Annotated in this window: 25 protein-coding genes; 19 read left to right on the top strand and 6 right to left on the bottom strand. The window is 65.3% G+C overall.

The window, feature by feature from the left end; translation table 11 throughout:
• Positions 1–2 precede the first annotated feature (2 nt).
• The 6 genes from ACVIN2_RS25960 (at position 3) to ACVIN2_RS25935 (ending at position 5764) form a co-directional block, all read left to right on the top strand.
• Positions 3–479 carry a molybdenum cofactor biosynthesis protein MoaE gene (locus ACVIN2_RS25960; RefSeq protein ID WP_456767741.1) on the top strand — a complete coding sequence of 159 codons (477 nt, stop codon included), beginning with the start codon at positions 3–5 and terminating at the stop codon, positions 477–479.
• Positions 479–1438: a 50S ribosomal protein L3 N(5)-glutamine methyltransferase gene (gene prmB / locus ACVIN2_RS25955; RefSeq protein ID WP_456767740.1), complete on the top strand. Its 960-nt coding sequence runs from the start codon at positions 479–481 to the stop codon at positions 1436–1438. The genes ACVIN2_RS25960 and prmB overlap by 1 nt, the downstream gene beginning before the upstream one ends.
• A 90-nt stretch (positions 1439–1528) precedes the next feature.
• Positions 1529–2140, top strand: coding sequence for a phage holin family protein (locus tag ACVIN2_RS25950; RefSeq protein ID WP_456767739.1), 612 nt, complete (start codon positions 1529–1531; stop codon positions 2138–2140).
• Positions 2141–2142: 2 nt separating this feature from the next.
• Entirely contained in the window at positions 2143–3273 is a 1131-nt protein-coding gene (locus ACVIN2_RS25945) for a YihY/virulence factor BrkB family protein (RefSeq protein WP_456767738.1), read from the top strand.
• Between the two features lie 142 nt (positions 3274–3415).
• Positions 3416–4894: an EAL domain-containing protein gene (locus ACVIN2_RS25940; protein ID WP_456767737.1), complete on the top strand. Its 1479-nt coding sequence runs from the start codon at positions 3416–3418 to the stop codon at positions 4892–4894.
• Positions 4895–4909: 15 nt separating this feature from the next.
• On the top strand, positions 4910–5764 hold the full coding sequence (locus ACVIN2_RS25935) for a TIGR01459 family HAD-type hydrolase (RefSeq protein WP_018453486.1): 855 nt from the start codon (positions 4910–4912) through the stop codon (positions 5762–5764).
• Positions 5765–5885: 121 nt separating this feature from the next.
• On the opposite strand, the gene ACVIN2_RS25930 is transcribed toward ACVIN2_RS25935, so the two are convergent.
• On the bottom strand, positions 5886–6281 hold the full coding sequence (locus ACVIN2_RS25930; protein WP_007596883.1) for a response regulator: 396 nt from the start codon (positions 6279–6281) through the stop codon (positions 5886–5888).
• Positions 6282–6511: 230 nt separating this feature from the next.
• Here ACVIN2_RS25930 and ACVIN2_RS25925 point away from each other — a divergent pair, with 230 nt between their 5' ends.
• The 7 genes from ACVIN2_RS25925 (at position 6512) to arfB (ending at position 15660) form a co-directional block, all read left to right on the top strand.
• Positions 6512–7483, top strand: coding sequence for a bifunctional riboflavin kinase/FAD synthetase (locus ACVIN2_RS25925; protein ID WP_456767736.1), 972 nt, complete (start codon positions 6512–6514; stop codon positions 7481–7483).
• A 202-nt stretch (positions 7484–7685) separates the two neighbouring features.
• Positions 7686–10694 carry an isoleucine--tRNA ligase gene (gene ileS / locus ACVIN2_RS25920; RefSeq protein WP_456767735.1) on the top strand — a complete coding sequence of 1003 codons (3009 nt, stop codon included), beginning with the start codon at positions 7686–7688 and terminating at the stop codon, positions 10692–10694.
• Between the two features lie 155 nt (positions 10695–10849).
• Positions 10850–11344, top strand: coding sequence for a signal peptidase II (lspA, locus tag ACVIN2_RS25915; protein WP_456767734.1), 495 nt, complete (start codon positions 10850–10852; stop codon positions 11342–11344).
• A gap of 99 nt (positions 11345–11443) precedes the next feature.
• Positions 11444–12172, top strand: coding sequence for a hypothetical protein (locus ACVIN2_RS25910; protein WP_456767733.1), 729 nt, complete (start codon positions 11444–11446; stop codon positions 12170–12172).
• Between the two features lie 199 nt (positions 12173–12371).
• Positions 12372–13766, top strand: a complete 1395-nt coding sequence (locus tag ACVIN2_RS25905; RefSeq protein ID WP_456767732.1) for a M16 family metallopeptidase — start codon at positions 12372–12374, stop codon at positions 13764–13766.
• Positions 13763–15130 carry a M16 family metallopeptidase gene (locus tag ACVIN2_RS25900; RefSeq protein ID WP_456767731.1) on the top strand — a complete coding sequence of 456 codons (1368 nt, stop codon included), beginning with the start codon at positions 13763–13765 and terminating at the stop codon, positions 15128–15130. The genes ACVIN2_RS25905 and ACVIN2_RS25900 overlap by 4 nt, the downstream gene beginning before the upstream one ends.
• A gap of 113 nt (positions 15131–15243) precedes the next feature.
• The gene (gene arfB / locus ACVIN2_RS25895) at positions 15244–15660 is read left to right on the top strand and encodes an alternative ribosome rescue aminoacyl-tRNA hydrolase ArfB (protein WP_456767730.1); all 417 of its coding nucleotides are present in this window, start codon (positions 15244–15246) and stop codon (positions 15658–15660) included.
• A gap of 62 nt (positions 15661–15722) precedes the next feature.
• Here the strand turns inward: arfB and ACVIN2_RS25890 are convergent, their stop codons facing one another.
• Complete coding sequence (locus ACVIN2_RS25890; protein WP_456767729.1) at positions 15723–16031, bottom strand: hypothetical protein; 309 nt, start codon at positions 16029–16031, stop codon at positions 15723–15725.
• Between the two features lie 306 nt (positions 16032–16337).
• Here ACVIN2_RS25890 and ACVIN2_RS25885 point away from each other — a divergent pair, with 306 nt between their 5' ends.
• The 4 genes from ACVIN2_RS25885 to ACVIN2_RS25870 are packed head-to-tail and all read left to right on the top strand — an operon-like array spanning position 16338 to position 19310.
• Positions 16338–16724 (top strand): c-type cytochrome, encoded by a 387-nt coding sequence (locus tag ACVIN2_RS25885; protein ID WP_456769808.1) that lies wholly within the window; start codon positions 16338–16340, stop codon positions 16722–16724.
• The gene (locus tag ACVIN2_RS25880) at positions 16725–17120 is read left to right on the top strand and encodes a VOC family protein (protein ID WP_085350085.1); all 396 of its coding nucleotides are present in this window, start codon (positions 16725–16727) and stop codon (positions 17118–17120) included.
• Between the two features lie 43 nt (positions 17121–17163).
• Complete coding sequence (locus ACVIN2_RS25875; RefSeq protein WP_456767728.1) at positions 17164–17712, top strand: gluconate 2-dehydrogenase subunit 3 family protein; 549 nt, start codon at positions 17164–17166, stop codon at positions 17710–17712.
• A 29-nt stretch (positions 17713–17741) separates the two neighbouring features.
• Complete coding sequence (locus tag ACVIN2_RS25870; protein WP_456767727.1) at positions 17742–19310, top strand: GMC family oxidoreductase; 1569 nt, start codon at positions 17742–17744, stop codon at positions 19308–19310.
• Positions 19311–19448: 138 nt separating this feature from the next.
• Here the strand turns inward: ACVIN2_RS25870 and ACVIN2_RS25865 are convergent, their stop codons facing one another.
• Positions 19449–19766, bottom strand: a complete 318-nt coding sequence (locus tag ACVIN2_RS25865; protein ID WP_456767726.1) for a ribbon-helix-helix domain-containing protein — start codon at positions 19764–19766, stop codon at positions 19449–19451.
• 275 nt (positions 19767–20041) lie between these two features.
• Here ACVIN2_RS25865 and mutL point away from each other — a divergent pair, with 275 nt between their 5' ends.
• Positions 20042–21856, top strand: a complete 1815-nt coding sequence (mutL, locus tag ACVIN2_RS25860) for a DNA mismatch repair endonuclease MutL (protein WP_456767725.1) — start codon at positions 20042–20044, stop codon at positions 21854–21856.
• Between the two features lie 9 nt (positions 21857–21865).
• Here mutL and rsmD read toward each other — a convergent pair whose 3' ends face one another.
• Together rsmD and ACVIN2_RS25850 are read right to left on the bottom strand one after the other, a co-directional pair.
• Positions 21866–22420, bottom strand: a complete 555-nt coding sequence (gene rsmD / locus ACVIN2_RS25855; RefSeq protein WP_456767724.1) for a 16S rRNA (guanine(966)-N(2))-methyltransferase RsmD — start codon at positions 22418–22420, stop codon at positions 21866–21868.
• A 2-nt stretch (positions 22421–22422) separates the two neighbouring features.
• A complete protein-coding gene (locus tag ACVIN2_RS25850; protein WP_456767723.1) occupies positions 22423–24594 on the bottom strand; it encodes a pseudouridine synthase in 2172 nt (723 codons plus the stop codon).
• 119 nt (positions 24595–24713) lie between these two features.
• Here ACVIN2_RS25850 and ACVIN2_RS25845 point away from each other — a divergent pair, with 119 nt between their 5' ends.
• Positions 24714–25172, top strand: a complete 459-nt coding sequence (locus tag ACVIN2_RS25845) for a nucleoside deaminase (protein WP_456767722.1) — start codon at positions 24714–24716, stop codon at positions 25170–25172.
• Here ACVIN2_RS25845 and ACVIN2_RS25840 read toward each other — a convergent pair.
• A complete protein-coding gene (locus ACVIN2_RS25840; protein ID WP_456767721.1) occupies positions 25169–26074 on the bottom strand; it encodes an alpha/beta fold hydrolase in 906 nt (301 codons plus the stop codon). The two genes, ACVIN2_RS25845 and ACVIN2_RS25840, sit on opposite strands and share 4 nt — an antisense overlap.
• Positions 26075–26191: the final 117 nt, after the last annotated feature.

The raw sequence follows: 26191 nt of genomic DNA, 5'->3' as shown, positions 1-26191 counted from the left end.
CCATGCCCGTCACTACCTGTCCTGTCACCATTCGTATCCAGCAAGACGATTTCGACCTCGCGCGCGAGATCGCGGTGCTGACCGGGAACCGCACCGACATCGGTGCGGTCGTGAGCTTTTCCGGCATCTGCCGCGGCGACGAGGACAGCGCGAAGATCGCCGCGCTCTCGCTCGAGCATTATCCAGGCATGGCCGAGGAAGAGATCAGGCGCCATGCCGACGAGGCCATTTCGCGCTGGCCTCTCAACGGCGTCACGGTGATCCATCGCGTCGGCCGGTTCATGCCCGGCCAGAACATCGTGCTGGTGCTGACCGCCTCGCAGCACCGCCAGGCAGCGTTCCAGGCAGCCGAGTTCCTGATGGATTATCTCAAGACCAACGCGCCGTTCTGGAAGAAGGAAGAGAGCGCCACCGGCACGGGCTGGGTCGAGGCCCAGGCCCGCGACGACGAAGCCGCCGCACGCTGGACCCGATCCTGATGGCAACAACGTCCAAAAAGACCGTGCGCGGCCGCGCCGCGCCAAAGCTCGCGAAAGTGGGACGCGGCGAGCTTCTCACGCTGATCGATTTCGTCCGCTATGCGGTGAGCCGCTTCAATGAGGCCAAGCTCGCCTTTGCCCATGGCACACCCGATCCGGTCGCGGAAGCGGCCTTCCTGGTCTGTGAAGCCCTGCATCTGCATCCCGAGCAGTTCGAGATTTTTGCCAACGCGCGCGTCACGGCCGCCGAGGGCAGGACCATCATCGATCTCATCCACCAGCGCGTCAGCACGCGCAAACCGGCCGCTTATCTCGTCAACAAGATCTACATGCGCGGCCTGCCGTTCTATGTCGACGAGCGCGTCATCGTTCCCCGCTCGTTCATCGGCGAGCTCCTGGAGTCGCATTTCGGCGGCGACGGCGAAGCCGGCTCGCTGATCGACGACCCCGGCGCGGTCGAACGCGTGCTCGATCTCTGCACGGGGTCGGGATGCCTCGCGATCCTCGCGGCGCATCATTTTCCGAATGCCACGATCGACGCCGTCGATATCTCCAAGGGCGCGATCGACGTCGCCAGACGGAATGTCGGCGAATACGGGCTCGATGACCGGATCAGCCTGCATCGCGGCGACCTGTTCGCCCCGCTCGGTGACGCCAAATACGACCTGATCATCACCAACCCGCCGTATGTCGACGCCGAAGGCATGGCGGCGCTGCCGCCGGAGTGCCGGGCCGAGCCGAAGCTCGCCTTTGACGGCGGCGCCGACGGTCTCGACGTGGTGCGCCGGATCCTGCGCGACGCGCCCGGCCATTTGACGCCGGATGGCGGGCTGATCTGCGAGATCGGCCGCGGCCGCGAATTGGTCGACGAGGCCTTTCCTGAACTACCGCTGCTCTGGCTCGACACCGAGGACTCCGAGGGCGAAGTGTTCTGGATCGCGGCAGCCGATCTCGGCTGATCGATCACGGCGGGCAGACCTCGTCGGAACAAGTCAAATACCGCCACGTTCATCCCCCGACGAATTTTCTTGCACTCGGAGGATCACCGCATGCTTGCGCCATCGGGCGAATTGCTGCGCGCCGGCGTCGCGCTCAAGCTCAACCATCTCAAGCGCGCCGCCCAGTCCTATGCCCGTGACCGGAGCAATCAAGCCACGGGGCGCATGACGTCTTACGCGACTGCGGCCGGACTGCTCGCCGTTGCGGGCTTGTTCGTCGTCGCAGCCTTCTTTGTCGGCCTGATCGCCCTGTACCGCTGGGTTGCAATCCATTACGGGCAATTCTGGGGGTTCGGCGCCGCCGGCGGTGTCCTCCTGGTCCTGGCCGCCGCCTGCGCCGGCGTGGCCATGGCTCAGATGAAGCGCAAGACCAAGCCGATCTTGCCGCTCGCCAGCCGCCTACGGGTGGCTATCGCCACCCCGCGCATCCCGCGCGGAACGGTGAAGCAGGCGGTGAAGGAGGTCGCGACCACAATTCCCCTGGCGCCGCTCGCGCCGGGCGAACGAGGACACGAAACAGGACATGAACGAGGACATGGCGGCAACACGTGGCCGGCTCGGTCCAACCGGCCCGTGCAACTCGGGCTGATGCTCGCAGCCGTTGGGCTGGTCGGGCTGACGGCCGCGCGCCGGCGGCGTCACGGCCACGGAGCGGAGACCTGAAAATGCCTCTGCGGCGCGCCGAGCAATTCGACAGCTGGCTGTTAGTGGCAGCCACGACCGTGTTCGTGCTCACCGCGGAACGGTATTTCCAGGAGTCTGGCCTGATCCGGCCAGGACCTCCGCAAGACCATCGCAACAGCGAGGCGAATTCGCCGGAAACGAGCCCGACGGGCGCAGCCTCGCAGCCCGGCCGCGGCCGCCGCGCGAAAAGCCCGTTCGCGATCCCGTGGGCAGGCTGGAAGGACATCTTCTGGCGCACCTATCAGCGCATCGACGAGGATCGCCTGCTCGCGACCGCCGGCGGCGTCGTCTTTTTCGGACTGCTCGCGATCTTTCCCGCCATCACGGCTCTGGTTTCATTCTATGGCCTGTTCGCCGATCCCTCGACGATCAGTTCCAACCTGCAATCGCTCGCGATGATGCTGCCCGAGGGCGCGTTCCAGATCGTCGAGGACCAGGTGGCGCGCGTGGTGTCGAACGGCGGCGCGACCCTTGGTTTCACTTTCCTGTTTGGACTCGTGCTCGCGATCTGGAGCGCCAATGCCGGCGTCAAAGCCATCTTCGACGCCCTCAACGTCGCCTATGAGGAGCGTGAAAAGCGCAGCTTCATCCGGCTGAACACGGTTTCGCTGGCCTTCACGGTCGGCGGCATCGTTGCCCTGCTGCTGATGGTGGGCGCCGTCGTCGCCTTCCCGCTCGCGCTCAACCACCTCGGCATGGCGCCCGAGAGCAAGCTGATCGTGGCGCTGGCGCGATGGCCGGTGCTGTTCGTCATTCTCCTTGCGGCGCTCGCCATCCTCTACCGCTTCGCGCCCAGCCGCGACGCCCCGCGCTGGCAATGGCTGAGCCCCGGCGCAGTAACGGCCGCGATCCTCTGGATCGCCGGCTCGGCGCTGCTGTCCTGGTATCTCTCCGAATTCGCCAATTACAACGCGACCTACGGTTCGCTCGGCGCTGCGATCGGCTTGATGATGTGGATGTGGATGTCCGCCATCGTCATCATGTTCGGGGCCGAACTGAATTCGGAGATCGAACGGCAGACCCTGCGCGACACGACCACCGGGGCGCCCAGGCCGCTTGGCACCCGCGAGGCGGTCTCGGCCGACACGGTCGGCGCTGCGGCGCCATCCTGACTCCGCGACTGGGCTGCTATCCCCTCGAATCAACAATGATGTTAAGGTCATGCCGCTTGGGGGAGCATGCGGCGTGACGGGTTCGAAACGCCACCCGTGTTTTCCCGGTCAGGCAGTCAGCTCTTGAGGCGTAACGCGCGGCATGATTCGGATTTCGACGATCTTCATCGCCATCTGCATGGTTCTGGTCGCCGCCTCGCTCGGGCTCGTGCTCTACGCGGTCGCCGGCATCAGCGGAACTGAATCTGCGATCGTGGCGCTGACGGCGCTGACCTTCCTGATCCTCTACAATGCAGTGTCGATGCGGTTGCGCGACCGCAGCGACGTCGGCGGCCAGATCGCCGATCTTTCGCGCGGCACCGCCGACCTCGCCCGCCAGGTCGCCGAGTTCGGCCGCCGGCTTGCCACGATCGAAGCACGCATCGCCTCCTCCAATTCGGCCAACTCAGACCGGATTCAGTCGGTGGTCGGCGAGATCAACGAGCTCGGCGGATTGGTCAGGCAACTCGCCACCACCGTGTCGGCCCATGAGGATCTGATGGCCGGCAACGCGCCGGTGCCGGCCCCCGCGCCGGTCGCAAGGCAGGAGCCGGAGGCGCCGCTCGACCTGATGGCCACGTTCGAGGAGGACCGGCCGGCTGCTCCTCCCCCGGTTCCCGCGCCGCCGCCAGTGCGGCCGGCACCACCGGCGATCCAGACCCAGACCGCCAATCCGGTTCAGACCGCCAACGGCCGCAACCAGACCCAATTGCTGGCGACGCTCCGCAACGCGATCGACGAGAACCGCATCGATATCTTTCTCCAGCCGATGGTGTCGCTACCGCAGCGCAAGGTCCGCTTCTACGAGGCCGTGACGCGCCTGCGCGACGAACGTGACCAGCTGGTGGCGGCCGAGGAGTTCATCAGCATCGCGGAGGCCTCCGGCCTGATCGGGCGCATCGACAACATGGTGATGCTGCGCTGCGTGCAGGTGCTGCGACGCCTGATGGTGCGCAACAAGGAGGTCGGCGTGTTCTGCAACGTCGCGGCTTCCACGCTCGGCAATTCCACGACGTTCGCGCAATACCTCGATTTCCTCGAAGCCAACCGGGCGCTGGCGCCGTCGCTGGTGCTGGAATTCAAGCAATCGACCTTCCGCAATCTCGGTCCGGCCGAGACCGAGAATCTCGCCGCGCTCGCCCAGCGCGGCTTCCGTTTCTCGATCGACCATGTCACCGATTTGCGGATCGAACCGCGCGAGCTCGCCGATCGCGGCGTGCGCTTCATCAAGGTGCCGGCCTCGCTCCTGCTCGACCCCAGGCAGGCGTCGACCTCGGACATCCATCCTTCCGACCTTTCCGACCTGCTCGGCCGCTTCGGCATCGACCTGATCGCCGAGCGGATCGAGGGCGAGCGCGCCGTGATCGACCTGCTCGACTATGACGTGCGGTTCGGCCAGGGGTTCCTGTTCGCGCCGCCCCGGCCATTGCGGCCGGAGGGGTCATCTGCTACCGCCGCGCCGAACCAGGCACAGGACATTCAGGGATCCAATGGCTCCGGCACACCCAGCTCAGGCGCGACGTCGGCTGCGTCTGCGCCACAGCGCGTCACCGGCAACGCCGCGCTCGCGCGCCGCATCTGATCGGCCGCACGCATCATGACCACGCTGCATTTCGCCGAAAGCCTGCGTGAACTCGTGGCGGGCGTGGACGTCGTGCTCAGCGACATCTGGGGCGTCGTCCATAACGGCCTCGAATCCTTCCCCGAAGCCTGCGAGGCGCTGCACACCTATCGCAGCCGCGGCGGTACGGTCATCCTGATCACCAACGCGCCGCGCCCGGCCGACTCCGTGCAGCGGCAATTGCGCAAGCTCGGCGTCGCCGACGAGACCTATGACGCGATCGTGTCTTCAGGCGACCTGACGCGGCTCTATGTCGCCGACCATCCCGGCCGCAAGATGTTCTGGCTCGGCCCCGAGCGCGACAACTCGATCTACCGCGGCCTCGATGCGGTGACCGCGCCGCTGGAAGAGGCGGATTACATCGTCTGCACCGGCCTCTATGACGACGAGACCGAAACGGCGGAAGACTATCGCGGCATGATGCTGAAGGCGCGCGAGCGCAAGCTGACGCTGGTTTGTGCCAATCCCGATATCGTGGTGGAACGCGGCGACCGGTTGATTTATTGCGCCGGCGCGATCGCGGAGCTCTATCGCGAGCTCGGCGGCGAGGTGATCTTCTACGGCAAGCCGCACCGGCCGATTTACGAGCGCGCGATGGCGCTCGCCGGCGAACGCCAGGGCCACCAGATCGACCGCAAAAAGGTACTGGCGATCGGCGATTCCGTCCGGACCGACCTCACCGGCGCGCGCGAGTTCGGCATCGACTGCCTGTTCGTGACCCGCGGCATCCACGCCGAGGAGTTCGAGGGTCTCGACCAGCTCGACCCGGCTTCGGTGCTGGAATTATTCGGCCATCCGCCGAAGGCGCTGATGCGCGAACTGAAGTGGTAGCGTGGGTGATGGTGCTTCCCGGTTGATGTGAAGCATCTAATCCGGAACAACGAACCCGACGCAGAAAGCCCGGGACAATCGCCCGGGCCTTCCGAATTCAGTTGATGGCTTCGATCGCGCCTTACGCGCTTGCCATGTCCGGAAAGACCGCCTCGATCTTGGTCTTCAGCGTCGCCGCGTTGAACGGCTTGACGATGTAGTTGTTCACGCCGGCCTTCTTGGCCGCGATCACGTTCTCGGTCTTTGATTCGGCCGTGATCATGATGAAGGGCGTGGTGGCGAGGTTCGGATCCGCGCGCACTTCGCGCAGCAGGTCGTATCCCGTCATCGGCTCCATGTTCCAGTCGGAAATCACGAGCCCGTACTTCTTGCCGCGCATCTTGTTCAGCGCTGCCGAACCGTCGCTTGCATCATCGATATTCTCGAAGCCAAGCTGCTTCAGGAGGTTCCTGATGATACGGATCATGGTGCTGTAGTCGTCAACCACCAGAACCGACATCGACAAATCAACCGCCATCTCGACTCCCCCAACGCAAACCCAGGAAATATTACGATCGGACCTGCCGGGCCGGAGCCCCGCGGTTCCACGCTCCAAGGACTAGCACCAAGGCGTTAAACAGCGCGTTAACTGGGAGCGCCCCCGGTGGACTGAAATCGCCTTCGATGCGGCCGCCCCCTCCCGCTTGACTTCATCCGGCCCGTCGCGCCACGGTCCCGGCCGGTCCCGCCGGTTTGAGAATTCCCCTGATGGCTCCGCATTTTACCGTTATCCGCGACACCACGCCGGACTCCGCCATTGCAAGGGGTGCCGTGGTCGCCATGGGCAATTTCGACGGCGTTCATCTCGGCCATCGCGCCGTGATCGCCGCAGCCATGGAAATGGGCAGGATCCATGGCCGCCCTGCGCTGGCATTGACCTTCGAGCCGCATCCGCGGCGGTTTTTCAGCCCCAACACCCCGCAATTCCGCCTGACGGACGAGCGTGCCAAGCTGCGGCTTCTGGCCGGCACCGGACTTGACGGCGCCGTGGTCATGACCTTCGACAAGTCCCGCGCCGGGACCAGCGCGCAAGACTTCATTCACCATGACCTGATCGGGCGCCTGGGCATCGGCGGAATCGCCGTCGGCTACGACTTCCATTTCGGCAAGGGTCGGGTCGGCTCGCCGAGCCTCCTCGTCAACGAGGCACCCCGGCTCGGCATCGAGGTCGACGTGCAGCCGCATGTCGATATCGACGAGCGGCCGGTTTCGTCCAGCGCGATCCGGATCGCGCTCGCCGAAGGTCAACTGGACGAGGCCACGGCCATGCTCGGCGCGCCCTGGTTCATCACCGGCGAGGTCATCCACGGCGAGAAGCGCGGCCGCGACCTCGGTTATCCCACCGCCAACATCCGTCTCGATGCCAATTGCGGCCTCAAGCACGGGATCTATGCGGTGCGGGTCGGCCGCGGCGCGGAGCGGCTGGACGGGGTGGCAAGCTTCGGTCGCCGCCCGACGTTTGATAATGGTGCGCCGCTGCTGGAAATCTTCCTGTTCGACTTCAAGGGCGATCTTTACGGACAGACGCTCGACTGCGCCTTTATCGGCTTCATCCGCGAGGAGCTGAAATTCGACGGCCTGGATGCCCTGATCCGCCAGATGGACGACGATTCCGCCCGCGCCCGCGCCATGCTCGCCGCCGCCCCGGACGCGTTTCCGCGGCTTGGCGTCATTGATTGAGGCCGGAAACCGGCCCGCCGAACCTTTTGCGCTTCCCCCGCCCCCCTGCTATGGAGAGCCCATGTTTGCGCGGCGCATCATAGGGATTAGCGGCCCGGCTTCCGCCTGAGCTTTCGGCTCGGCGCAAGACCGGGATGTTGTCGTTTCACCCGCGATTCCGCATCGCCATCCGTTCCCGCGCCCTTCCGAGCCAGTCAGCCTCATGTCCGACAAGCCACAAAAGCCCCAAAAATCCGAAGCCAAAGACTATTCCAAAACCCTGTTCCTGCCGCAGACCGAATTCCCGATGCGCGCCGGCCTGCCGCAACGCGAGCCGGAGCTGCTGAAATACTGGAACGACATCGGCCTCTACGACAAGCTGCGCCAGGAAGCCCAGGGCCGCGCCAAATTCGTGCTGCATGACGGCCCGCCCTACGCCAACGGCAACATCCATATCGGGCACGCGCTGAACAAGATCCTCAAGGACGTCGTGACCAAGAGCCAGCAGATGCTTGGCTTCGACTCCAACTATGTGCCTGGCTGGGACTGCCACGGCCTGCCGATCGAATGGAAGATCGAGGAAGAGAACTACCGCTCCAAGGGCAAGCAGAAGCCCGACTTCCGCGACTCCGCTGCAATGGTGGCGTTCCGGAAAGAGTGCCGCGCCTATGCGACGCACTGGATCAACGTGCAGCGCGAGGAATTCAAGCGGCTCGGCATCATCGGCGACTGGGATCATCCCTATCAGACGATGAGCTATCCCGCCGAAGCGCAGATCGCCCGCGAGCTGATGAAGTTCGCCGCCAACGGCACGCTGTATCGCGGCTCCAAGCCGGTGATGTGGAGCGTGGTCGAGAAGACCGCGCTCGCCGAGGCCGAGGTCGAGTACGAGGACTACACCTCCGACATGGTGTGGGTGAAGTTTCCCGTCACGTCCCCGGCACATGGTGCGCTCGCCAATGCATCGGTCGTGATCTGGACCACCACGCCCTGGACGCTGCCCGGCAACCGGGCGATCTCGTTCTCACCGAAGATCGCCTACGGCCTCTACAAGGTCACGGATGCGGCCGCGGACAATTGGGCGAAGACCGGCGATCTCCTGATCCTGGCCGATGCGCTTGCCGCAGAGGTGTTCAAGCAGGCGCGCGTCACCGCCTATGAGAAGCTGCGCGACATTCCCGGCGACACGCTGGACGCCGTGGAGTGCGCCCATCCCTTGCGTGGCCTCGATGGCGGTTACGAGTTCATCGTGCCGCTGCTCGCCGGCGAGCATGTCACCGACGATACCGGCACCGGCTTCGTGCACACCGCGCCGAGCCACGGCCGCGAGGATTTCGACGTCTGGATGGCCAACACCCGCGAGCTCGATGAGCGTGGCATCTCGACCGCGATCCCCTACACTGTCGACGAGAACGGCGCCTATACCGCGCAGGCCCCCGGCTTCACCGGCAAGCGCGTGCTCAACGACAAGGGCGAGAAGGGCGATGCCAATGAGGCCGTGATCAAGGCGTTGGTCGAGGCCGGCAAGCTGCTCGCGCGGGGCCGCCTCAAGCACCAATACCCGCATTCCTGGCGCTCAAAGAAGCCGGTGATCTTCCGCAATACGCCGCAATGGTTCATCGCGATGGACAAGGACGTCAGCGAGAATGGCCACGCAAAAAAGGGCGATACGCTGCGGGCCCGCGCGCTGCATGCGATCTCGGTCACGCAATGGGTGCCGCCGTCGGGTGAGAACCGCATCAACGGCATGATCGCCAATCGTCCGGACTGGGTGATCTCGCGCCAGCGCGCCTGGGGCGTTCCGATCGCCGTGTTCGTGCGCGAGAAGAGCGACGGCTCGGCCGAGATCCTGCAGGACGAGATCGTCAATCAGCGCATCGCCGAGGCCTTCATGGATGAAGGCGCCGACGCCTGGTACATGGAAGGCGCCCGCGAGCGCTTCCTTGGATCGCGCGCGAAGGAAGACTGGAAGAAGATCGACGACATCTGCGACGTCTGGTTCGATTCCGGCTCCACGCACGCCTTCGTGCTCGAGGATCGCCAGAACTTCCCGCAGCTCGGCAACATCGTTCGCAAGGTCGACGGCGGCGACGACACCGTGATGTACCTGGAAGGCAGCGACCAGCATCGCGGCTGGTTTCACTCGTCGCTGCTGGAGAGCGCCGGCTCGCGCGGCCGCGCGCCCTACGACATCGTGCTCACCCACGGCTTCACGCTCGACGAGAACGGCCGCAAGATGTCGAAGTCGATCGGCAACACCGTCGAGCCTCAGAAGGTGATTAAAGATTCGGGCGCGGATATCCTGCGCCTGTGGGTCTGCGCCACCGACTATGCCGACGACCAGCGCATCGGCCCGGAGATCCTGAAGAACACCATCGAGACCTATCGCAAGCTGCGCAACACCGTGCGCTGGATGCTGGGAACGCTGGATCACTACAAGCCGGCCGACGCAGTCGCACCCGCCGAGATGCCTGAACTCGAACGGCTGATGCTGCACGAGCTCGCGGTCCGTGCTGCCGTCGTCCGCAAGGCCTACCAGGAGTTCGACTACAAGACCGTGGTCGCAACCTTGTCCGCCTTCCTGAACAGTGAGCTCTCCGCGTTCTATTTCGACATCCGCAAGGACACGCTGTATTGCGATCCGCCGTCCTCGCCGACGCGCAAGGCGGCGCTGACCACGATCGACCTGTTGTGCAGCTCGATCCTGAAATGGCTGGCGCCTATCCTCAGCTTCACTGCGGAGGAGGCCTGGCGCATGTACAGGCCCGACGCCGAGCCCTCGGTGCACCTGACGCAGTTTCCCGACGACCTCGAAAGCCTGCGCGATGACAAGCTCGCCGCGAAGTGGGAAGCGATCCGCAACGTCCGCCGCGTCGTCACCGGTGCGCTGGAGCTCGAACGCGCCGCCAAGAACATCGGCTCGTCGCTGGAGGCATCACCGGTGATCTATGTCGCCGATCGCGACATGCTTGCGACGCTGTTCGACACCGACCTCGCCGAGATCTGCATCACCTCGAACTACGAGGTGCGCGAGGGCGAGGCACCGGCTTCCGCATTCCGTCTCGATGCCGTTCCAGGCGTCGCTGTCGTGGTGGAGAAGGCGGTCGGCACCAAATGCGCCCGTTCCTGGAAGATTTCTCCGACGGTGGGTGAAGACCCCGAATACCCCGACGTCACGCCGCGCGACGCCAAGGCGCTGCGCGAATGGAAGGCGCTGGGGGTCAGCGTTTAACTCTGCGTCGTCCCGGCGAAGGCCGGGACCCATAACCACGACCGCCGATTGCAGCGAAGGCTGATGACCACGAGTCCCTCAAACAACGACCGCCTCGGCGTATGGGTCCTGGCTTTCGCCAGGACGACGACGGAGCGTGTTGTGGCCGACCGCCCATGACCCCGCTCCGCGCCGGCATCCTCGCGGCCCTGGTCACGCTCGTGGCCGACCAGGCCTCAAAGCTCTGGCTGCTGAACGTGTTCGACCTCGCCCGTCGCGGCGCGGTCGAGGTGACCCCGTTCTTCGACCTGGTGCTGGCCTGGAACATCGGCATCAGCTTCGGCTGGCTCCAGAACGACGGCCAGGCTGCGCAAATGGCGCTGATGGCGGTCAAGGTCCTGGCGGTGGTCGCGCTGGCGATCTGGATGGCCCGCTCCCACACCCTGCTGGCAACCATCGCGCTCGGCCTGATCATTGGCGGCGCCATCGGCAACGGGATCGACCGCCTAGCCTATGGCGCGGTGGTCGATTTCGCCCTGTTCCACATCAATATCGGCGGAAATACCTTTAATTGGTACGTGTTCAACCTCGCGGACGTGGCCATCGTTGCTGGCGTGGCGGCGCTATTGTATGATTCCTTCCTGGGGGTACCCGCCGCAAAAGCGCCCTGATCCCGGCCGATACGGACCGGCAGGCGGAACCTTGCTTTTGCGAGGGATTATGCCGCGCGAGAGCGGCAAACTGCCACATTTTGGAACAGGTACAGTGTGATGCGCAGCTCGAAGACCAGCGGTTCGATGGTTGAAGACCCCCGGCAGGGGTTCTGGCGGGCGTTGAAATTGTCCGCTGTCGCGCTCGGCATCGGTCTCGTCATGTCGGCTGGCGCCGCCCGCGCCGGCGACGACGGCGAGGACGATGACGACATGACCTTCGAAGAAAAGCTCATCGACAATCTGATGTCGGGCATCGGCGCCAAGAGCATGGAGAAGAAGGGTATCGAGTACCGCGAGCGGTCGCCGCTGGTGGTACCGCCCAAGCTTGACCTGCCGCCACCCGCCGGCGTTGAAGCCAAGAACGCACCGAACTGGCCGAAGGACCCTGACGAGAGACGCCGCAAGGAGGCCATCGCGCAGCGGAAGAAGGCCGTCAAGGCCACGGAGAGCTGGCAGGCCGGCCGGGCGTTGTCGCCCGCCGAGATGGAGGTCGGCAGGACAGCCGCACCCGAGCGCACGAGCAATGATCCTATTCAGCCGGGCACCAACGGCAATCCGTCGCTCAGCCCGGCCCAGCTCGGTTTCACCGGGGGCCTGTGGGGCATGATGTCGAACAACAAAGGCGAGGCGGCCAAGCAATTCACGACCGAGCCGCCGCGGCAGTCGCTGGTCGAGCCGCCGCCGGGCTACCAGACGCCGTCGCCGAGCTACGCCTATGGCGCCGGAGAGGACAAGACGAGGCGGACCTATTTCGACATCATGTCCGGCAAGGACAAGGAACAATAGCGCTCCTGTCCCTTTGCGACATCCCGACAGACGCGGTTCTGCGCCGGCGACTCGTGCACGCTGGACGCGGTCTTTGATTGCTGATCAGTAACTTGCGCCCGAGTCGAGTTCTCTGCTTCGTGACGCGAAGCGTTTGCCGCACGGTGTACCATGCCGTGCCTCCGAGCCGGACGTCCGGGCTCGGCCTTTCATAAGGATCATGATGTCCTCTTACCGATCGGCTGCCCGCCTCCTTGCCGCGCTGCTTTCGACGAGTGTCCTGACGGCCGGCGCATCCCTTGCTCAGACCACGGTGACATCGGCTCCGCCCGCCAGCTTCACGCTTGGCAATGGCATGCAGGTCGTGGTGATTCCCGATCACCGCACGCCCGTCGTCACGGAAATGATCTGGTACAAGGTCGGCTCGGCGGACGAGACGCCGGGCAAGTCCGGGCTCGCGCACTTCCTCGAGCACCTGATGTTCAAGGGCACATCGAAGCATCCGGTCGGCGAATTCTCCCAGACCGTGCTCCGCGTCGGCGGCAACGAGAACGCCTCGACCTCGGTCGACTACACCAACTATTACCAGCGGGTGCCGAAAGAGCAGCTGCCGACCATGATGGAGTTCGAGGCCGACCGCATGACCGGCCTGATCCTCAAGGACGAGAACGTGTTGCCCGAGCGCGACGTCGTGCTCGAAGAATACAACATGCGCGTTGCCAACAATCCGGACGCGCGGCTGAACGAGCAGATCATGGCCGCGCTCTATCTCAACCATCCCTACGGCCGGCCGGTGATCGGCTGGCACCAGGAGATCGAGAAGCTCGACCGCGAGGATGCGCTCGCCTTCTACCGCCGCTTCTATGCGCCGAACAACGCGATCCTGGTGATCGCCGGCGACGTCGAGCCCGCCGACATCCGCCCGCTGGTCGAGCGCAATTTCGGCTCCATCCCGGCCCAACCCGCCATCCCGGCGCGCCGCGTCCGCCCGCAGGAGCCGGAGCCCGCGGCGCCGCGCACCGTGACCCTGGCCGATCCGCGCGTCGAGCAACCCGGCTTGCGACGCTATTACCTGGTGCCCTCGGCGACCACGGCTGCGGCCGGCGAAAGCGCGGCCCTCGACGTGCTGGCGCAGCTGATGGGCAGCGGCAGCAATTCCTATCTCTACCGTGCGCTCGTGGTCGACAAGCCGCTCGCGGTCTCCGCCAGCGCCAGCTATTCGAGCATCTCGCTCGACCCGACCCAGTTCGCGATCTCGGCTTCGCCCAAATCCGGGGTCAGCTTCGCCGAGGTCGAGCAGGTGGTCGACGGCGTCATTGCCGACGTCGCGCAGAATCCGATCCGCGCCGAGGATCTCGAGCGGGTCAAGACCCAGCTCATCGCCGAGGCGATCTACGCCCAGGACAACCAGGCGGTGCTGGCGCGCTGGTATGGCGGCGCATTGACCACGGGCCTGTCGATCGAGGATATCCGGAGCTGGCCAGATCGCATCCGCGCGGTCACCGCCGAGCAGGTCCGCACCGTCGCGCAGAAATGGCTCGAGAAGAAGCGCTCGGTGACGGGCTATCTGATCAAGGACACCGGCGCCGCCAAGCGCGAGGAGAAGCGTTCGTGACCTATCCCTTCCTTCGACGCGTTGCGTTCTCCTTTGCCACCGGCGCGGCACTCGCGCTTGCTACCGTCTCGCCGTCGCAGGCGGCGGCAAAGATCCAGCATTTGACCTCGCCGGGCGGCATCGAGGCCTGGTTCGTGCAGGATGCGACCGTGCCGCTGATCGCCATGGAATATTCCTTTGCCGGCGGCTCGGCCCAGGATCCCAAGGACAAGTCGGGTGTCGCCAATCTGGTCGGCGATCTCCTCGACGAAGGTTCCGGCGATCTCGATTCCAAGACCTTCCATGAGCGGCTCGACCGCCGCGCCATCGAGCTCTCCTTCTCCGCCACCCGCGACACGTTCCGCGGCAGCCTGCGCATGCTGCGCGACAACAAGGACGAGGCCTTCGACCTGCTGCGGAGCGCGCTGACCTCGCCGCATTTCGAAACCGCCGATGTCGAGCGCATCCGCTCGCAGGTGATCTCGGGCCTGCGCCGCGAGACCACCAACCCGACCTCGCTGGCGAGCCGCAAATTCCTGGAGGTTGCCTTCGGCGATCATCCCTACGGCCGGCAGTCCAACGGCAACCTCGAGAGCGTTCCGACCATCACGGTTGCCGACATGAAGGACTATGTCGGCCGCGTGCTCGCCAAGGACACGCTCAAGATCGCGGTGGTTGGCGATGTGGATCCCGATACACTCGGCAAGCTGCTCGACCACACGTTTGGCAGCCTGCCCGCCAAGGCCAACCTCGTGCCGGTCCCCGACGTCGAGGCCGCCAAGCCGCCGCAACGCGCCTTCGTGACGCTCGACGTGCCCCAGACCGTGATCACCTTCGGCGGCCCCGGAGTGAAGCGCAGCGATCCGAACTTCATGGCGGCCTATGTCGTCAACCACATCCTCGGCGGCGGCGGGCTGTCCTCGCGGCTTTATCGCGAGGTGCGTGAGAAGCGCGGGCTGGCCTATTCGGTGTTCGAATCGCTGCTCTGGATGGAGCATTCGGCGGTCTTCATCGGCAACACCGGCACTCGCGCCGACCGCGCCGGCGACACCATCGACGCCATCGACAAGGAAGTGCGCCGGATCGCCGAGGAAGGCCCGACGCAGAAGGAGCTCGACGAGGCCAAGTCCTACCTCAAGGGCTCGCAGATGCTGGCGCTCGACACCTCCTCGAAGCTCGCGCAGGCGCTGCTGCAATATCAACAGGACAAGCTGCCGATCGACTATATCGAGAAGCGCAACGCCGTCGTCGATGCGGTCACCATGGACGACGCCAAGGCGGCCGCAAAGCGCCTCTGGGGCCAGGGCCTCCTGACCGTCGTCGTCGGCCGCGCCCCGCAGGCGACGGCGCAACCGGCAGCCGCACCGGCGACGAAGTCGAACTGACGTCTTCCATACGCTTCCTGAAATGGCCGGGCTCGCCCGGCCATTTGCATTTCGGGCGCCATTGCCGAACCTAGGCGTCCGGGATATGTCCGGGCATCACGAATGGTGCCACCATGCTGCGGATATCCCGCGATCTCGTCATCGACGAGGACGACATCGAGATCGGCTTTGTCCGCGCCTCCGGCCCGGGCGGGCAGAACGTCAACAAGGTCGCGACCTCGGCGCAATTGCGCTTCGACACCCGTAAACTGACGCTGCCGGAGGATGCCGCGTTGCGCCTGGCCCGGCTCGCAGGGCAGCGCATGACCAAGGACGGCGTGATCGTGATCCAGGCCCAACGCTTCCGCACCCAGGAGCGCAACCGCCAGGACGCCATCGATCGCCTTACGGAAATGCTCGGCGAAGCCATGATCCGGCCGAAGCCCCGGCGCGCGACAAAGCCGACCTTTGGCTCCAAGCAGCGCCGGCTCGAGGGCAAGAAGCGCCGCAGCGACATCAAGTCGAAGCGCGGGCGCGATTTCGACGACTAGCAGACACAACAAAAGAACTCCGGCCGCAGGGCGACCGGAGTTCTGCCGTTTCACTCCATTGGCTAATAGCGCTTGCCCGTGGCTGCACCGCCTGTCGCGGACTCGTCGGGGGTCCCTTTGTGTGCAGCACTGCCCGTGGTGCCAACCGTGCCCCTGGTGCCCTTCGTCGGCTTCATGCCCGTCGTCTCGCCCGCTGCGCCCGGCTGGGCGCTCATCTCTTCGTCGCCGCTGCCCATTGTGCTGCCTTGCATGGGTTTGCTTTGCACGGTGCCGCTAGGCCTCGCGCCAGACGACGTACCTTGCGCGAGAACCGGTGTGACAATGAGAGCCGAGACGGCGCATGCGATTGCAGAGGTCTTCACCAACTTCATCCATTTCTCCTGGATTTTCGCGATGATCGGTTCGGCGGCTTGATGCGCCGTCCGCCAGAGTCAAACCAGTCCATCGCGTTACGAGCTCGAACGGCGCGACCGCGATGCAATCTGCCTCGTGTGGTGATCGTTTAGGGAATTGACGGCGGTTTCGCGGAATTGTCCTCCGCATATGCGGCAGCGCGGAACAACGCACCCCGCCCGCATCTCCGCACGCAGCGAAACAGCCCGCTACTACCACCGCATGTTTTGCCGCGCCTAGAATTTGCGCACGCTGAATTGACGTGGATGGGCGGACTTTTGACGATGCGCGCGATCGTGCTGGGATGGTGCACCGCGATGGTGCTGGTGGTGCGGGTGGCCGAGGCGCAGATGCCCTTGCCGGCTGCAAAGCCGCCGGATGGCGCAACACTGTTCAAGCAGCAATGCGCGGTGTGCCACACCACGAACCTGTCAGAACCGGTGCGGCAGGGTCCGCCGCTGGTCGGGATCGTCGGGCGGCCCGCCGGCAAGGTCGAAGGCTTTCACTATTCAGAGCCCCTCGCACAAGCAGCCTTCGCTTGGGACGAGACGAAGCTCGACGCCTGGCTGACCGATCCGCAAACCGTGATTCCCGGCGTGGTCATGGTCTACCGGCAGGCGAAGCCGGAGACGCGCGCCGCCATCATCGCCTTTCTTAGGGAGCAGAACTGAATGGCAAAGCCGGTCCATTCCATGATCCGCGCACTCGACGAGGCGCGCTCGCTCGACTTCTACAGACGGGCCTTTGGCCTGGAAGTCACCGACCGTCTGAAGTTCGCAGACTTTGCCTTGATCTATCTGCGTCACCCCTCCTCACCCTTCGAGTTGGAGCTGACGGTCAATTTCGATCGCAAGGAGCCGTATGCGCTCGGCGACGGCTACGGACATCTCGCCGTGGTGGTGGAGGATCTCGATGCCGAACACGCCCGTTTCGAGCGCGAGAAGCTCGCACCGGGCCCGCTGCGTGACTTCAAGCACGACGGCAAAACGCTGGCGCGCTTCTTCTTCGTGAGTGATCCCGACGGCTACAAGATCGAGGTGATCCAGCGCGGCGGACGTTTCAACTGATCGACCACAAAATTCAAATCACAAAAATCGAAGGAGGAATGCCATGAGGGAAGTCGACCGTCGAAGCAAGCACAGCCGCCGCGTCTTTCTCAAGGGCGCCGCGACCGCCGTCCCGGTCGTGGCAGTCGCGACCAGCGTCGCCGTCAGCATCGAGGGCGCCTGGGCCGACGAGACAAGCGCACTTTCGCCCGCGACGATGAAGACGCTGCTGAAGGTCGCGCGCGATATCTATCCGCACGATTTCCTCGGCGACAGCTACTACATCACCGCGATCAAGCCGTGGGACGGCAAGGCGGCGAAGGACGCGTCCGTCAAGTCGCTGATCAGCGACGGCATCACCAGGCTCGATCAGAACGCGCGTGATCGCCACAAGGCGCCCTATGCCGAAGTGCCCTGGGAAGCCGACCGCGTGGTGCTCTTGAAGGAGATCGAGCAGAGCGACTTCTTCCAGAAGGTGCGCGGCGACCTCGTCGTCTCTCTCTACAACCAGAAAGAGGTCTGGCCGCGGTTCGGCTACGAGGGCTCCTCGGCCGAACACGGCGGCTACATCAACCGCGGCTTCGCCGACATCGACTGGCTGCCGAAGGCTTAAGGCTCACCCAACGGTTCAGGAGAACGCATATGGCAAAATTCGATCTGAACGATTCCAGCGTTGTGGTGATCGTCGGCTCCGGTGCCGGCGGCGGCACGCTGGGCAACGAGCTCGCACAGAAGGGCGTCAAGGTCGTGATTCTCGAAGCAGGTCCCCGCATCGAGAATCAGGACTTCGTCAATGACGAGTGGGAGAGTTTCTCGCAGCTCGCCTGGACCGATGCGCGCACCACATCGGGATCATGGCGCGTCGCAAAAGACTTCTCGGGTCTTCCCGCCTGGATCGTCAAGGCGGTCGGCGGCTCGACCACACACTGGGCCGGCGCGTCGCTGCGGTTCGACGAGCACGAGTTCAAGGTGAAGAGCACCTACGGCAACATTCCCGGCGCCAACCTGCTGGACTGGCCGGTCACGCTCGCGGAGATGGAGCCGTGGTACGCCAAGGCCGAGAACAAGATGGGCGTGACCCGCACCAACGGCATTCCCGGACTTCCCGGCAACAATAACTTCAGAGTGATGGAGGCCGGCGCAAAGAAGCTCGGCTACAAGACGGTGCACACCGGCAACATGGCGATCAACAGCCAGCCGCGCGACGGACGCGGCGCCTGTCAGCAGATCGGCTTCTGCTTCCAGGGCTGCAAGTCCGGCGCGAAATGGTCGACACTCTACACCGAGATACCCAAGGGCGAGGCGACCGGCAATCTCGAGGTCCGCCCCGCGAGCATGGCGGTCAAGATCGAGCATGACGCAGGCGGCAAGGTCACCGGCGTGGTGTACGCCGACGAGACTGGCGCGATGCAGCGCCAGAAGGCCCGCATCGTTGCTGTGGCCGGCAATTCGATCGAAAGCCCGCGGCTGCTGTTGAACAGCGCATCCACGATGTTCCCCGACGGCCTCGGCAACTCAAGCGGTCAGGTCGGCCGCAATTACATGCGCCACATGACCGGCAGCATCTATGCCGTGTTCGAGAAGTCGGTGCACATGTATCGCGGCACCACCATGGCCGGCATCATCCGCGACGAGGCCGCCAACAATCCGAAGCGCGGCTTCGTCGGCGGCTACGAGATGGAGACGCTGTCGCTCGGACTGCCCTTCATGGCGGCGTTCCTCAACCCCGGCGCCTGGGGACGCCCGTTCACCGCCGCGCTCGACGGTTATCCCAGGATGGCCGGCATGTGGCTGGTCGGCGAGGACATGGCGCAGGAGACTAACCGCATCACGCTCGATCCGACCGTGAAGGACAAGTTCGGCCAGCCGGTCGCAAGCGTGCACTTCGACGATCATCCCAACGATCTCGCGATGCGCGCGCACGCGTACAAGCAGGGTGCGGCGGTCTACGACGCCGTCGGCGCCACCGTGAGCTATCCGACACCGCCCTATCCGAGCACCCACAATCTCGGCACTAACAGGATGAGCGAGAAGCCGCGAGACGGCGTGGTCAACAAGTTCGGCCAGAGCCACGACGTCAAGAACCTGTTCGTCTCCGACGGCAGCCAATTCACCAGCGGTGCTGCCTGCAATCCGACGCTGACCATCGTTTCGCTGGCGATCCGGCAGGCGGACTACATTGCAGGCGCGATGCAGAAGAAGGAGATCTGACGCCCGGCGTCCATCGGCTCGGAATGGAGCACACCGTTCCCTCCCCGTCATTGCGAGCGACGCGAAGCAATCCAGAACCCCTCTGCGGTGACGGTCTGGATTGCTTCGTCGCAAGAGCTCCTCGCAATGACGCTGGGGCTATTCAGCCGCATCAAGAATGGGTGCGACGGCGACCTTGAAATCCCGTACCGGCGCCAAGCTCCGGGAGCGATAGATCAGGCAGGAGCAGCGCAGCAACGAGGCAAAATTGTTGACCTCGCCGTGATGGTCGAGCACCTCGTTGTAGAGCGTCGTCAGGAACTTGCCGACGCTCATGCTCTCCTTGGCCGCGATCTCCTCCAGCGTGTCCCAGAACGCCATTTCCAGACGGATCGAGGTGCAATGCCCACCGATCCGCAAGGAGCGGGTCTGGGATTCGTAGTCGCGTTGGGGCTGATGCGCGAAGAGATGGCACATGGCGTCCTCCCGTCCTGTTGCCGTTTTTCGCGATGCTACACCGCAGCCCGGTACCCCACAATCGGGACGGCAGCCGGAGATCGATCCATCCCGGTTGCGCGATTTTCTCGAACGTCCAATCCCATCAATGCGATAGACAGCCCTTTTCCCCAGCCCGCCACGTTCCTGTTGCCCAACACATGCTTTTGACGCAACACGGCCTAGAATAGCGTTCTCCGCGAATCCAGATCGAAGCCGAAAATCGAAGCCGAAAATCGAAGCCGAAAATCGAACTCATGCCCGTCCGCCAATTACCCGAACAGGTCGTCAACCGCATCGCCGCCGGCGAGGTGGTCGAGCGTCCCGCGAGCGTGGTCAAGGAACTGGTCGAGAACGCCATCGATGCCGGCGCGAGCCGGATCGACGTCTTCACCGATGGCGGCGGGCGTCGGCGGATCGGCATCACCGACGACGGCGGCGGCATGACCGCCGGGGACCTGTCACTGGCGGTCGAGCGTCACGCCACCTCCAAGCTCGACGACGAGGACTTGCTGCAGATCCGCACGCTCGGATTCCGCGGCGAGGCGCTGCCCTCGATCGGCTCTGTGGCGCGGCTCTCCATCACCACGCGGCATACCAGCGAGCCGCACGCCTGGGCGCTCAATGTCGAGGGCGGCGAGAAATCCGAGATCATGCCGGCGGCGCTCGCGCACGGCACGCGGGTCGAGGTCAATGACCTCTTCTACGCGACGCCGGCGCGGCTGAAGTTCTTGAAGACCGACCGGACCGAGGCGGAAGCGATCCGTGAGGTGGTGCGGCGCCTCGCGATGGCGCGGCCGGAAATCGCCTTCACGCTCGCGGGCGAAGAGCGCGCGCCGGTGACCTGGGCTGCGGCGCTGCCCGGCATCGCCGGTCGCCTGACGCGTCTCGGCGACATCCTGGGGGCGGAGTTCCGCAGCCATGCCATCGAGGTCCACGCCGAGCGCGAGGGCGTGGTGGTCGCCGGCTATGCCGCAGCGCCGGCGCTGACTAAAGCCAACGCGCTCGGGCAATATCTCTTCGTCAACGGCCGCCCGGTGCGCGACAAGCTGATCCTAGGGGCAGTGCGCGGGGCCTATGCCGACTATCTGCCGCGCGACCGCCATCCGGTGCTGGCGCTGTTCGTCACGCTCGATCCGCGCGAGGTCGACGCCAACGTGCATCCGGCCAAGACCGAGGTGCGGTTTCGCAACGCCGGCCTCGTCCGCGCGCTGATCGTGCACGGATTGAAGGAAGGGCTTGCACGGGAGGGCCGGCGTACGGCGGCCAACAGCGGCGAAAGCGCGCTGTCCTCGTTCCGGCCCGCCTTCACGCCGCCGCGCCCAGCGAGCTGGGACTGGCGCGCCTCGCCCTCGGCCCCGGCCGCGCCGATGCCGTCATTCGACGGTGCGGCCGCGCCCGCCTTCGCCGAGCGCGCGCAGGCAGCGTTCGACGTCGGCGCACCCAGCGCGGACGTGCGGATCGAATCCCAACCGGTCAGTGACCTGGTCGACCGCCCGCTGGGCGCTGCGCGCACCCAGATCCACGAGACCTATATCGTCTCGCAGACCCGCGACGGCCTGATCATCGTCGACCAGCACGCCGCACATGAACGCATCGTCTACGAGCGGCTGAAAGCCTCGCTGGCGGAGAACGGCGTGCAGCGGCAGATCCTGCTGATCCCCGAGATCGTCGAGATGGACGAGGCCACGGTGGAGCGCCTGCTCGAGCGCAGCGAAGAGCTGGGGTCGTTCGGTCTCGCGATCGAATCCTTCGGCCCCGGCGCGGTTGCTGTGCGCGAGACGCCGTCGCTGCTCGGCAAGGCCGACGCGGGCGGGCTCTTGCGCGATCTTTCCGAGCACATGGCCGAGTGGGACGAGGCGCTGCCGCTGGAGCGCCGCCTGATGCACGTCGCCGCCACCATGGCCTGCCACGGCTCAGTGCGCGCCGGCCGCAGGCTGCGGCCGGAAGAGATGAACGCCCTGCTCCGCGAGATGGAGGACACCCCGAACTCCGGCCAGTGCAATCACGGCCGCCCGACCTATGTCGAGCTGAAGCTGTCGGATGTCGAGAAGCTGTTCGGGCGAAGGTAATTTTCGAAATTACGGCCGCCTCAAAAACACGAACTCCGTGTCGTCATAAGCGCGCCGCTCCAGTTCCTCGAAGCCTTCCGGCGTGACGAATTGCGCAGCCTTTGCCTCTTCCACGACGAGCAGCGCGCCCGGCGTGAGCCAGCCGCCGTCGCGCAAGCTCGCAAGCGCCTTCTCCGCAAACCCCTTGCCATAGGGCGGATCGAGAAACACCAGCGAGAACGGCTCGACCGGATGCGCAGGGCCGAGATCGGTCGCATCGCGGCGATAGACCTTTGTCACGCCGCCCAGGCCCAGCGTCTCGACATTATTCCGCAGCAGGGCGCGCGCTTCCGCGCCGTTGTCGACGAACAGCGTGAACTTCGCGCCGCGTGACGACGCCTCGATGCCCAGCGCACCGGTGCCGGCAAAGAGATCGAGCACGCGCGCATCCAAAATCGGATCGTCATAGGCGTGCACGAGGATGTTGAACACGGACTCGCGCAGGCGGTCCGCCGTGGGGCGGATGTCGCGCGAGGACGGTGAGGCCAGATTGCGCCCCTTCAAGCGACCGCCGACGACGCGCAACGTCAGTCCTCCTTCGGCGCCAGATCGCGCTTGCCGTGATAGCCGCGCTTGGGACGGCGCGGCGGGCCGTAGCCGCTCGCCTCAGCCTCGTTGCGCTCGCGCGCTTCCTCGCTGCCGGTGCGTTGCACCAGCACGCGGCGGCCCTTGCGGTCGTTGATCACGCCGCGCTTGGTCGCCGGCTTCTTCTCGCGCGGTGCGTCGTCGCCCTCATGCGAGGCAGATTTCTGCGGCACGTCGAACTGGGCGCCCGATTTCTCGATGATCTTTTCGCCGAGCTGGTCGCGCAGCACGCGGGACTTGATCTCCTCGACCTGGCCCTCGGGGACCTCGCCGAGCTGGAACGGGCCGTAGGACACCCGGATCAGCCGGTTCACCTCGAGCCCGAGATGGGCGCAGACGTTGCGCACTTCGCGGTTCTTGCCCTCGCGGATCGCGAACACCAGCCAGACATTGGCGCCCTGGTCACGCTCCAGCGTGGCGTCGATCGGACCGTATTTGATGCCCTCGATCTCGACGCCGTTCTTCAGCTCGTCGAGCTGCGCCTGCGTGACGTCGCCATGGGCGCGGACACGGTAGCGGCGCAGCCAGCCGGTGTCCGGCAGCTCGAGCGTGCGCGCGAGCCCGCCATCATTGGTGAGCAGCAGCAGGCCCTCGGTGTTGAAGTCGAGCCGGCCGATCGAGATCAGCCGCGGCAGACCTTCGGGCAAATTGTCGAACACGGTCGGACGTCCCTCGGGATCGTCATGCGTCGTCATCAGGCCGCGCGGCTTGTGATAGAGGAACAGCCGCGTGCGCTCGCGCTCCGGCAACGGCTTGCCGTCGATGGTGACGACATCGTTCGAGGTGATGTCGAGCGCAGGCGAGTTGATCACCCGGCCGTTGACGCTGACGCGGCCCTGCGTGACCATCTCCTCGGCGTCGCGGCGCGAGGCGAGGCCCGCACGCGACAGTACCTTGGCGATACGCTCACCGGCTTTCTTCGGCTTGACCTCTTCCTCGCGGCGCGGTCGCCGCTCGGAATCACGATCGCGCTCGCGATAGGCGCCGCGGCCGCCGAAGGCGGGACGTTTCTCGAAGATCCTGCTCTCGTCCTCGTTTTCGCGGCGTGGACGATCGCCGGAACGCGCTTCGCTGCGGGGATGCTCATGCCAGTCGGAACGGCCCTCGGAGCGCTCGCGCGGACGATCGAATTTGGGACGATCACCGCCGCGATCGAACTTTGGGCGATCATCGCGCGGACGATCGAACTTAGGACGATCGAATTTGGGCCGATCGAATTTGGGCCGCTCGCGGAACGGACGATCACCCGATGGACGATCGTCGCGCGAACGCGAAAAGCGCGGACGGTCGTCGCCGCCGCCTTGCCGATCGTCGCGCTTCTGCCAGGGCTTGTCCTGACCGCGGTCGCTGCCGCCGAAATCCTTGCGCGGACCCTTGCTGAAGTCCTTGCGCGGCGGCCGGTCGCCGCGCGGAGCCGCATCGCGCTTCTGCCAGGGTTTCGAATCGCTGCGCTCGCTGCGATTGCGGTCCGGTGCCCCGCGCGAAAACTTCCGCTCTCCGTCGAACTTGCGTTCCGGACGGTCGCCACGCGGCGCGTAAGGTCGCTTGTCGCCAAACTTCGCGTCACCGGTTCGGCCGGCCGGACGGGACTCGTCGCGATCCCTGCGCGGCGGACGGTCATCACGCCCATAGGACGGGCGATCACCGCGCGGCTTGAACGGCCGCTTGTCGCCGTCGCGCGAGGGGCGATCAGAAAATGGGCGGTCGCCACGGGGCTTGAACGGGCGCTTCTCGCCGTCGCGCGACGGACGATCGGAAAACGGACGGTCTTCACGCGGCTTGAAGGGCCGATCGCCGCGCGGCTTGAAGCTGCGCTCGCCACGATCCTCGCCCCGCGGCCGGTCTTCGCGCGGCCGGTCTTGGCGATTGAACTTCGGACGGTCGCTGAAGTCGCGGCGCGGGGCATCGCCCTCCTCGCGGCGGCGGAAGGGACGGCTGTCGCGGTCGCCGCGGGGCGGACGGGCGTCGCCCTTGTCCCCGGGAGGGCCGCGCTTGGCGAACTTCTTGTCGGGCCCGCGGGGCTTGCCGGAGCGGCCCTTGGCCGGGCCTCCCTTGGCCGGGCCGCGATCACGCCGGCCGCGGGAATCGTTGTCTTTGTCGCTGTCGCGAGGCATGAATAATCTCACTCAGGGGGTGGCCAGAAAGCATTGTGCGCGCTCGTCTCGAGCCGCATGCTCAGGCAAAATCGGTAAGCACTTCTGCTGAAGGCGCAGCTACTAGCAGGTTTCTCGCGATGATACGAGGCTTGAAAGCCCCCTCTTTCATGGATTTGGCGCTCAAAACGGCCGAAAACGCCGGAAAGGCGGGCGAAGTTCCGATCGGATGCGTCGTGGTCCGCAATTACGAGGTCATCGCCACCGCGGCGAACCGGACGTTGACCGATTACGACCCCACGGCTCATGCCGAGATCGTTGCGCTGCGCGAGGCGGCCAAAAAGATCGGCAGCGAGCGCCTGGTCGACTGCGACCTCTACGTGACGCTGGAGCCCTGCACCATGTGTGCGGGCGCGATCTCGTTTGCAAGGGTGAGGCGCCTGTATTACGGCGCCGCCGACGCCAAGGGCGGCGCGGTTGAATCAGGCGTGCGGTTCTTCACCTCGCCGACCTGCCATCACGTCCCGGATGTCTATTCCGGGGTTGGCGAAAGCGAGTCGGCGCGGCTGCTCAAGGACTTCTTTCGGGAGCGGCGCTAAGGCGCGGCAAAGAACTCGCGCAACGCCTTCGCGGTGATGTCGGGATTTTCCTCGGTGAGGAAGTGCCCGGAATCCACCGGCTGGCCTTCGACGTTGGTCGCCCATTGCTTCCAGATGTCGAGCGGGGTGGCGGCGGCTTGCGCCACGCCGGCATTGCCCCACAGCGCCAGCATGGGAATGGTGATCTTCTTGCCGGCCTCGAAATCGGCCTTGTCGAGATCGTAATCGAAATAGGCACCGGCGCGGTAGTCCTCGCACATCGCGTGCACGCGGGCGGGATCGCGGAACGGGGCGATGTAGTGTTCGAGCGCGCGCTCGTCGATGGCGTCCAGCGTCTTCGACCGGGTCTGGCTCGCCATCTTGAAGCGCAGGAAGAACTCGCCGTTGCTCGAGATCAGCGTCTCCGGCAACGGCGCGGGCTGCGCCAGAAAAGTCCAGTGATAGATCTTCAGCGCGTAGGCGCGGTTCATCCGCTCCCAGTAATTATAGGTCGGCAGGATATCGAGCACCGCAAGCTTCGACAGCCGGCCGGGATGATCGAGCGCCAGCCGATAGGAGACGCGGCCGCCGCGATCGTGGCCGGCGAGCGCGAAGTGCACATGGCCGAGACGCTCCATCGCCTCCACCATGGCCTTGGCCATCGCGCGCTTGCTGTAGGGCATGTGCAGCGCGTCGCTCTCGGGCATGTCGGACCAGCCATAGCCGGGCAGATCGGCGATGATCAGCGTGAAGGCATCGGCCAGCTGCGGCGCGACGCGGTGCCACATCACGTTGGTCTCGGAGAAGCCGTGCAGCAGCAGCAGCGGCGGGCCCTTGCCGCCGACGCGGGCGAAGATGCGGCCGAAGGAGGTGTTGATCCATTCCGAGGCGAAGCCGGGATAGAGGTCGGCGAGATCGGACATCTTGTGCATCCTTATCTGTCAGCGTGGGATCTGCTCGGTCTTGAGCATGCCCCAAAACAAAAAGTCGAAAAACAACCCCATGCACAGTAGCTAAGTCCAACAGCGGCCTACACAATT

It is taken from the genome of Bradyrhizobium sp. USDA 3650 (genome assembly GCF_054057395.1).
Note: the sequence above shows the minus strand (reverse complement) of the source record. Positions and strands in the feature narration are given on the sequence as shown.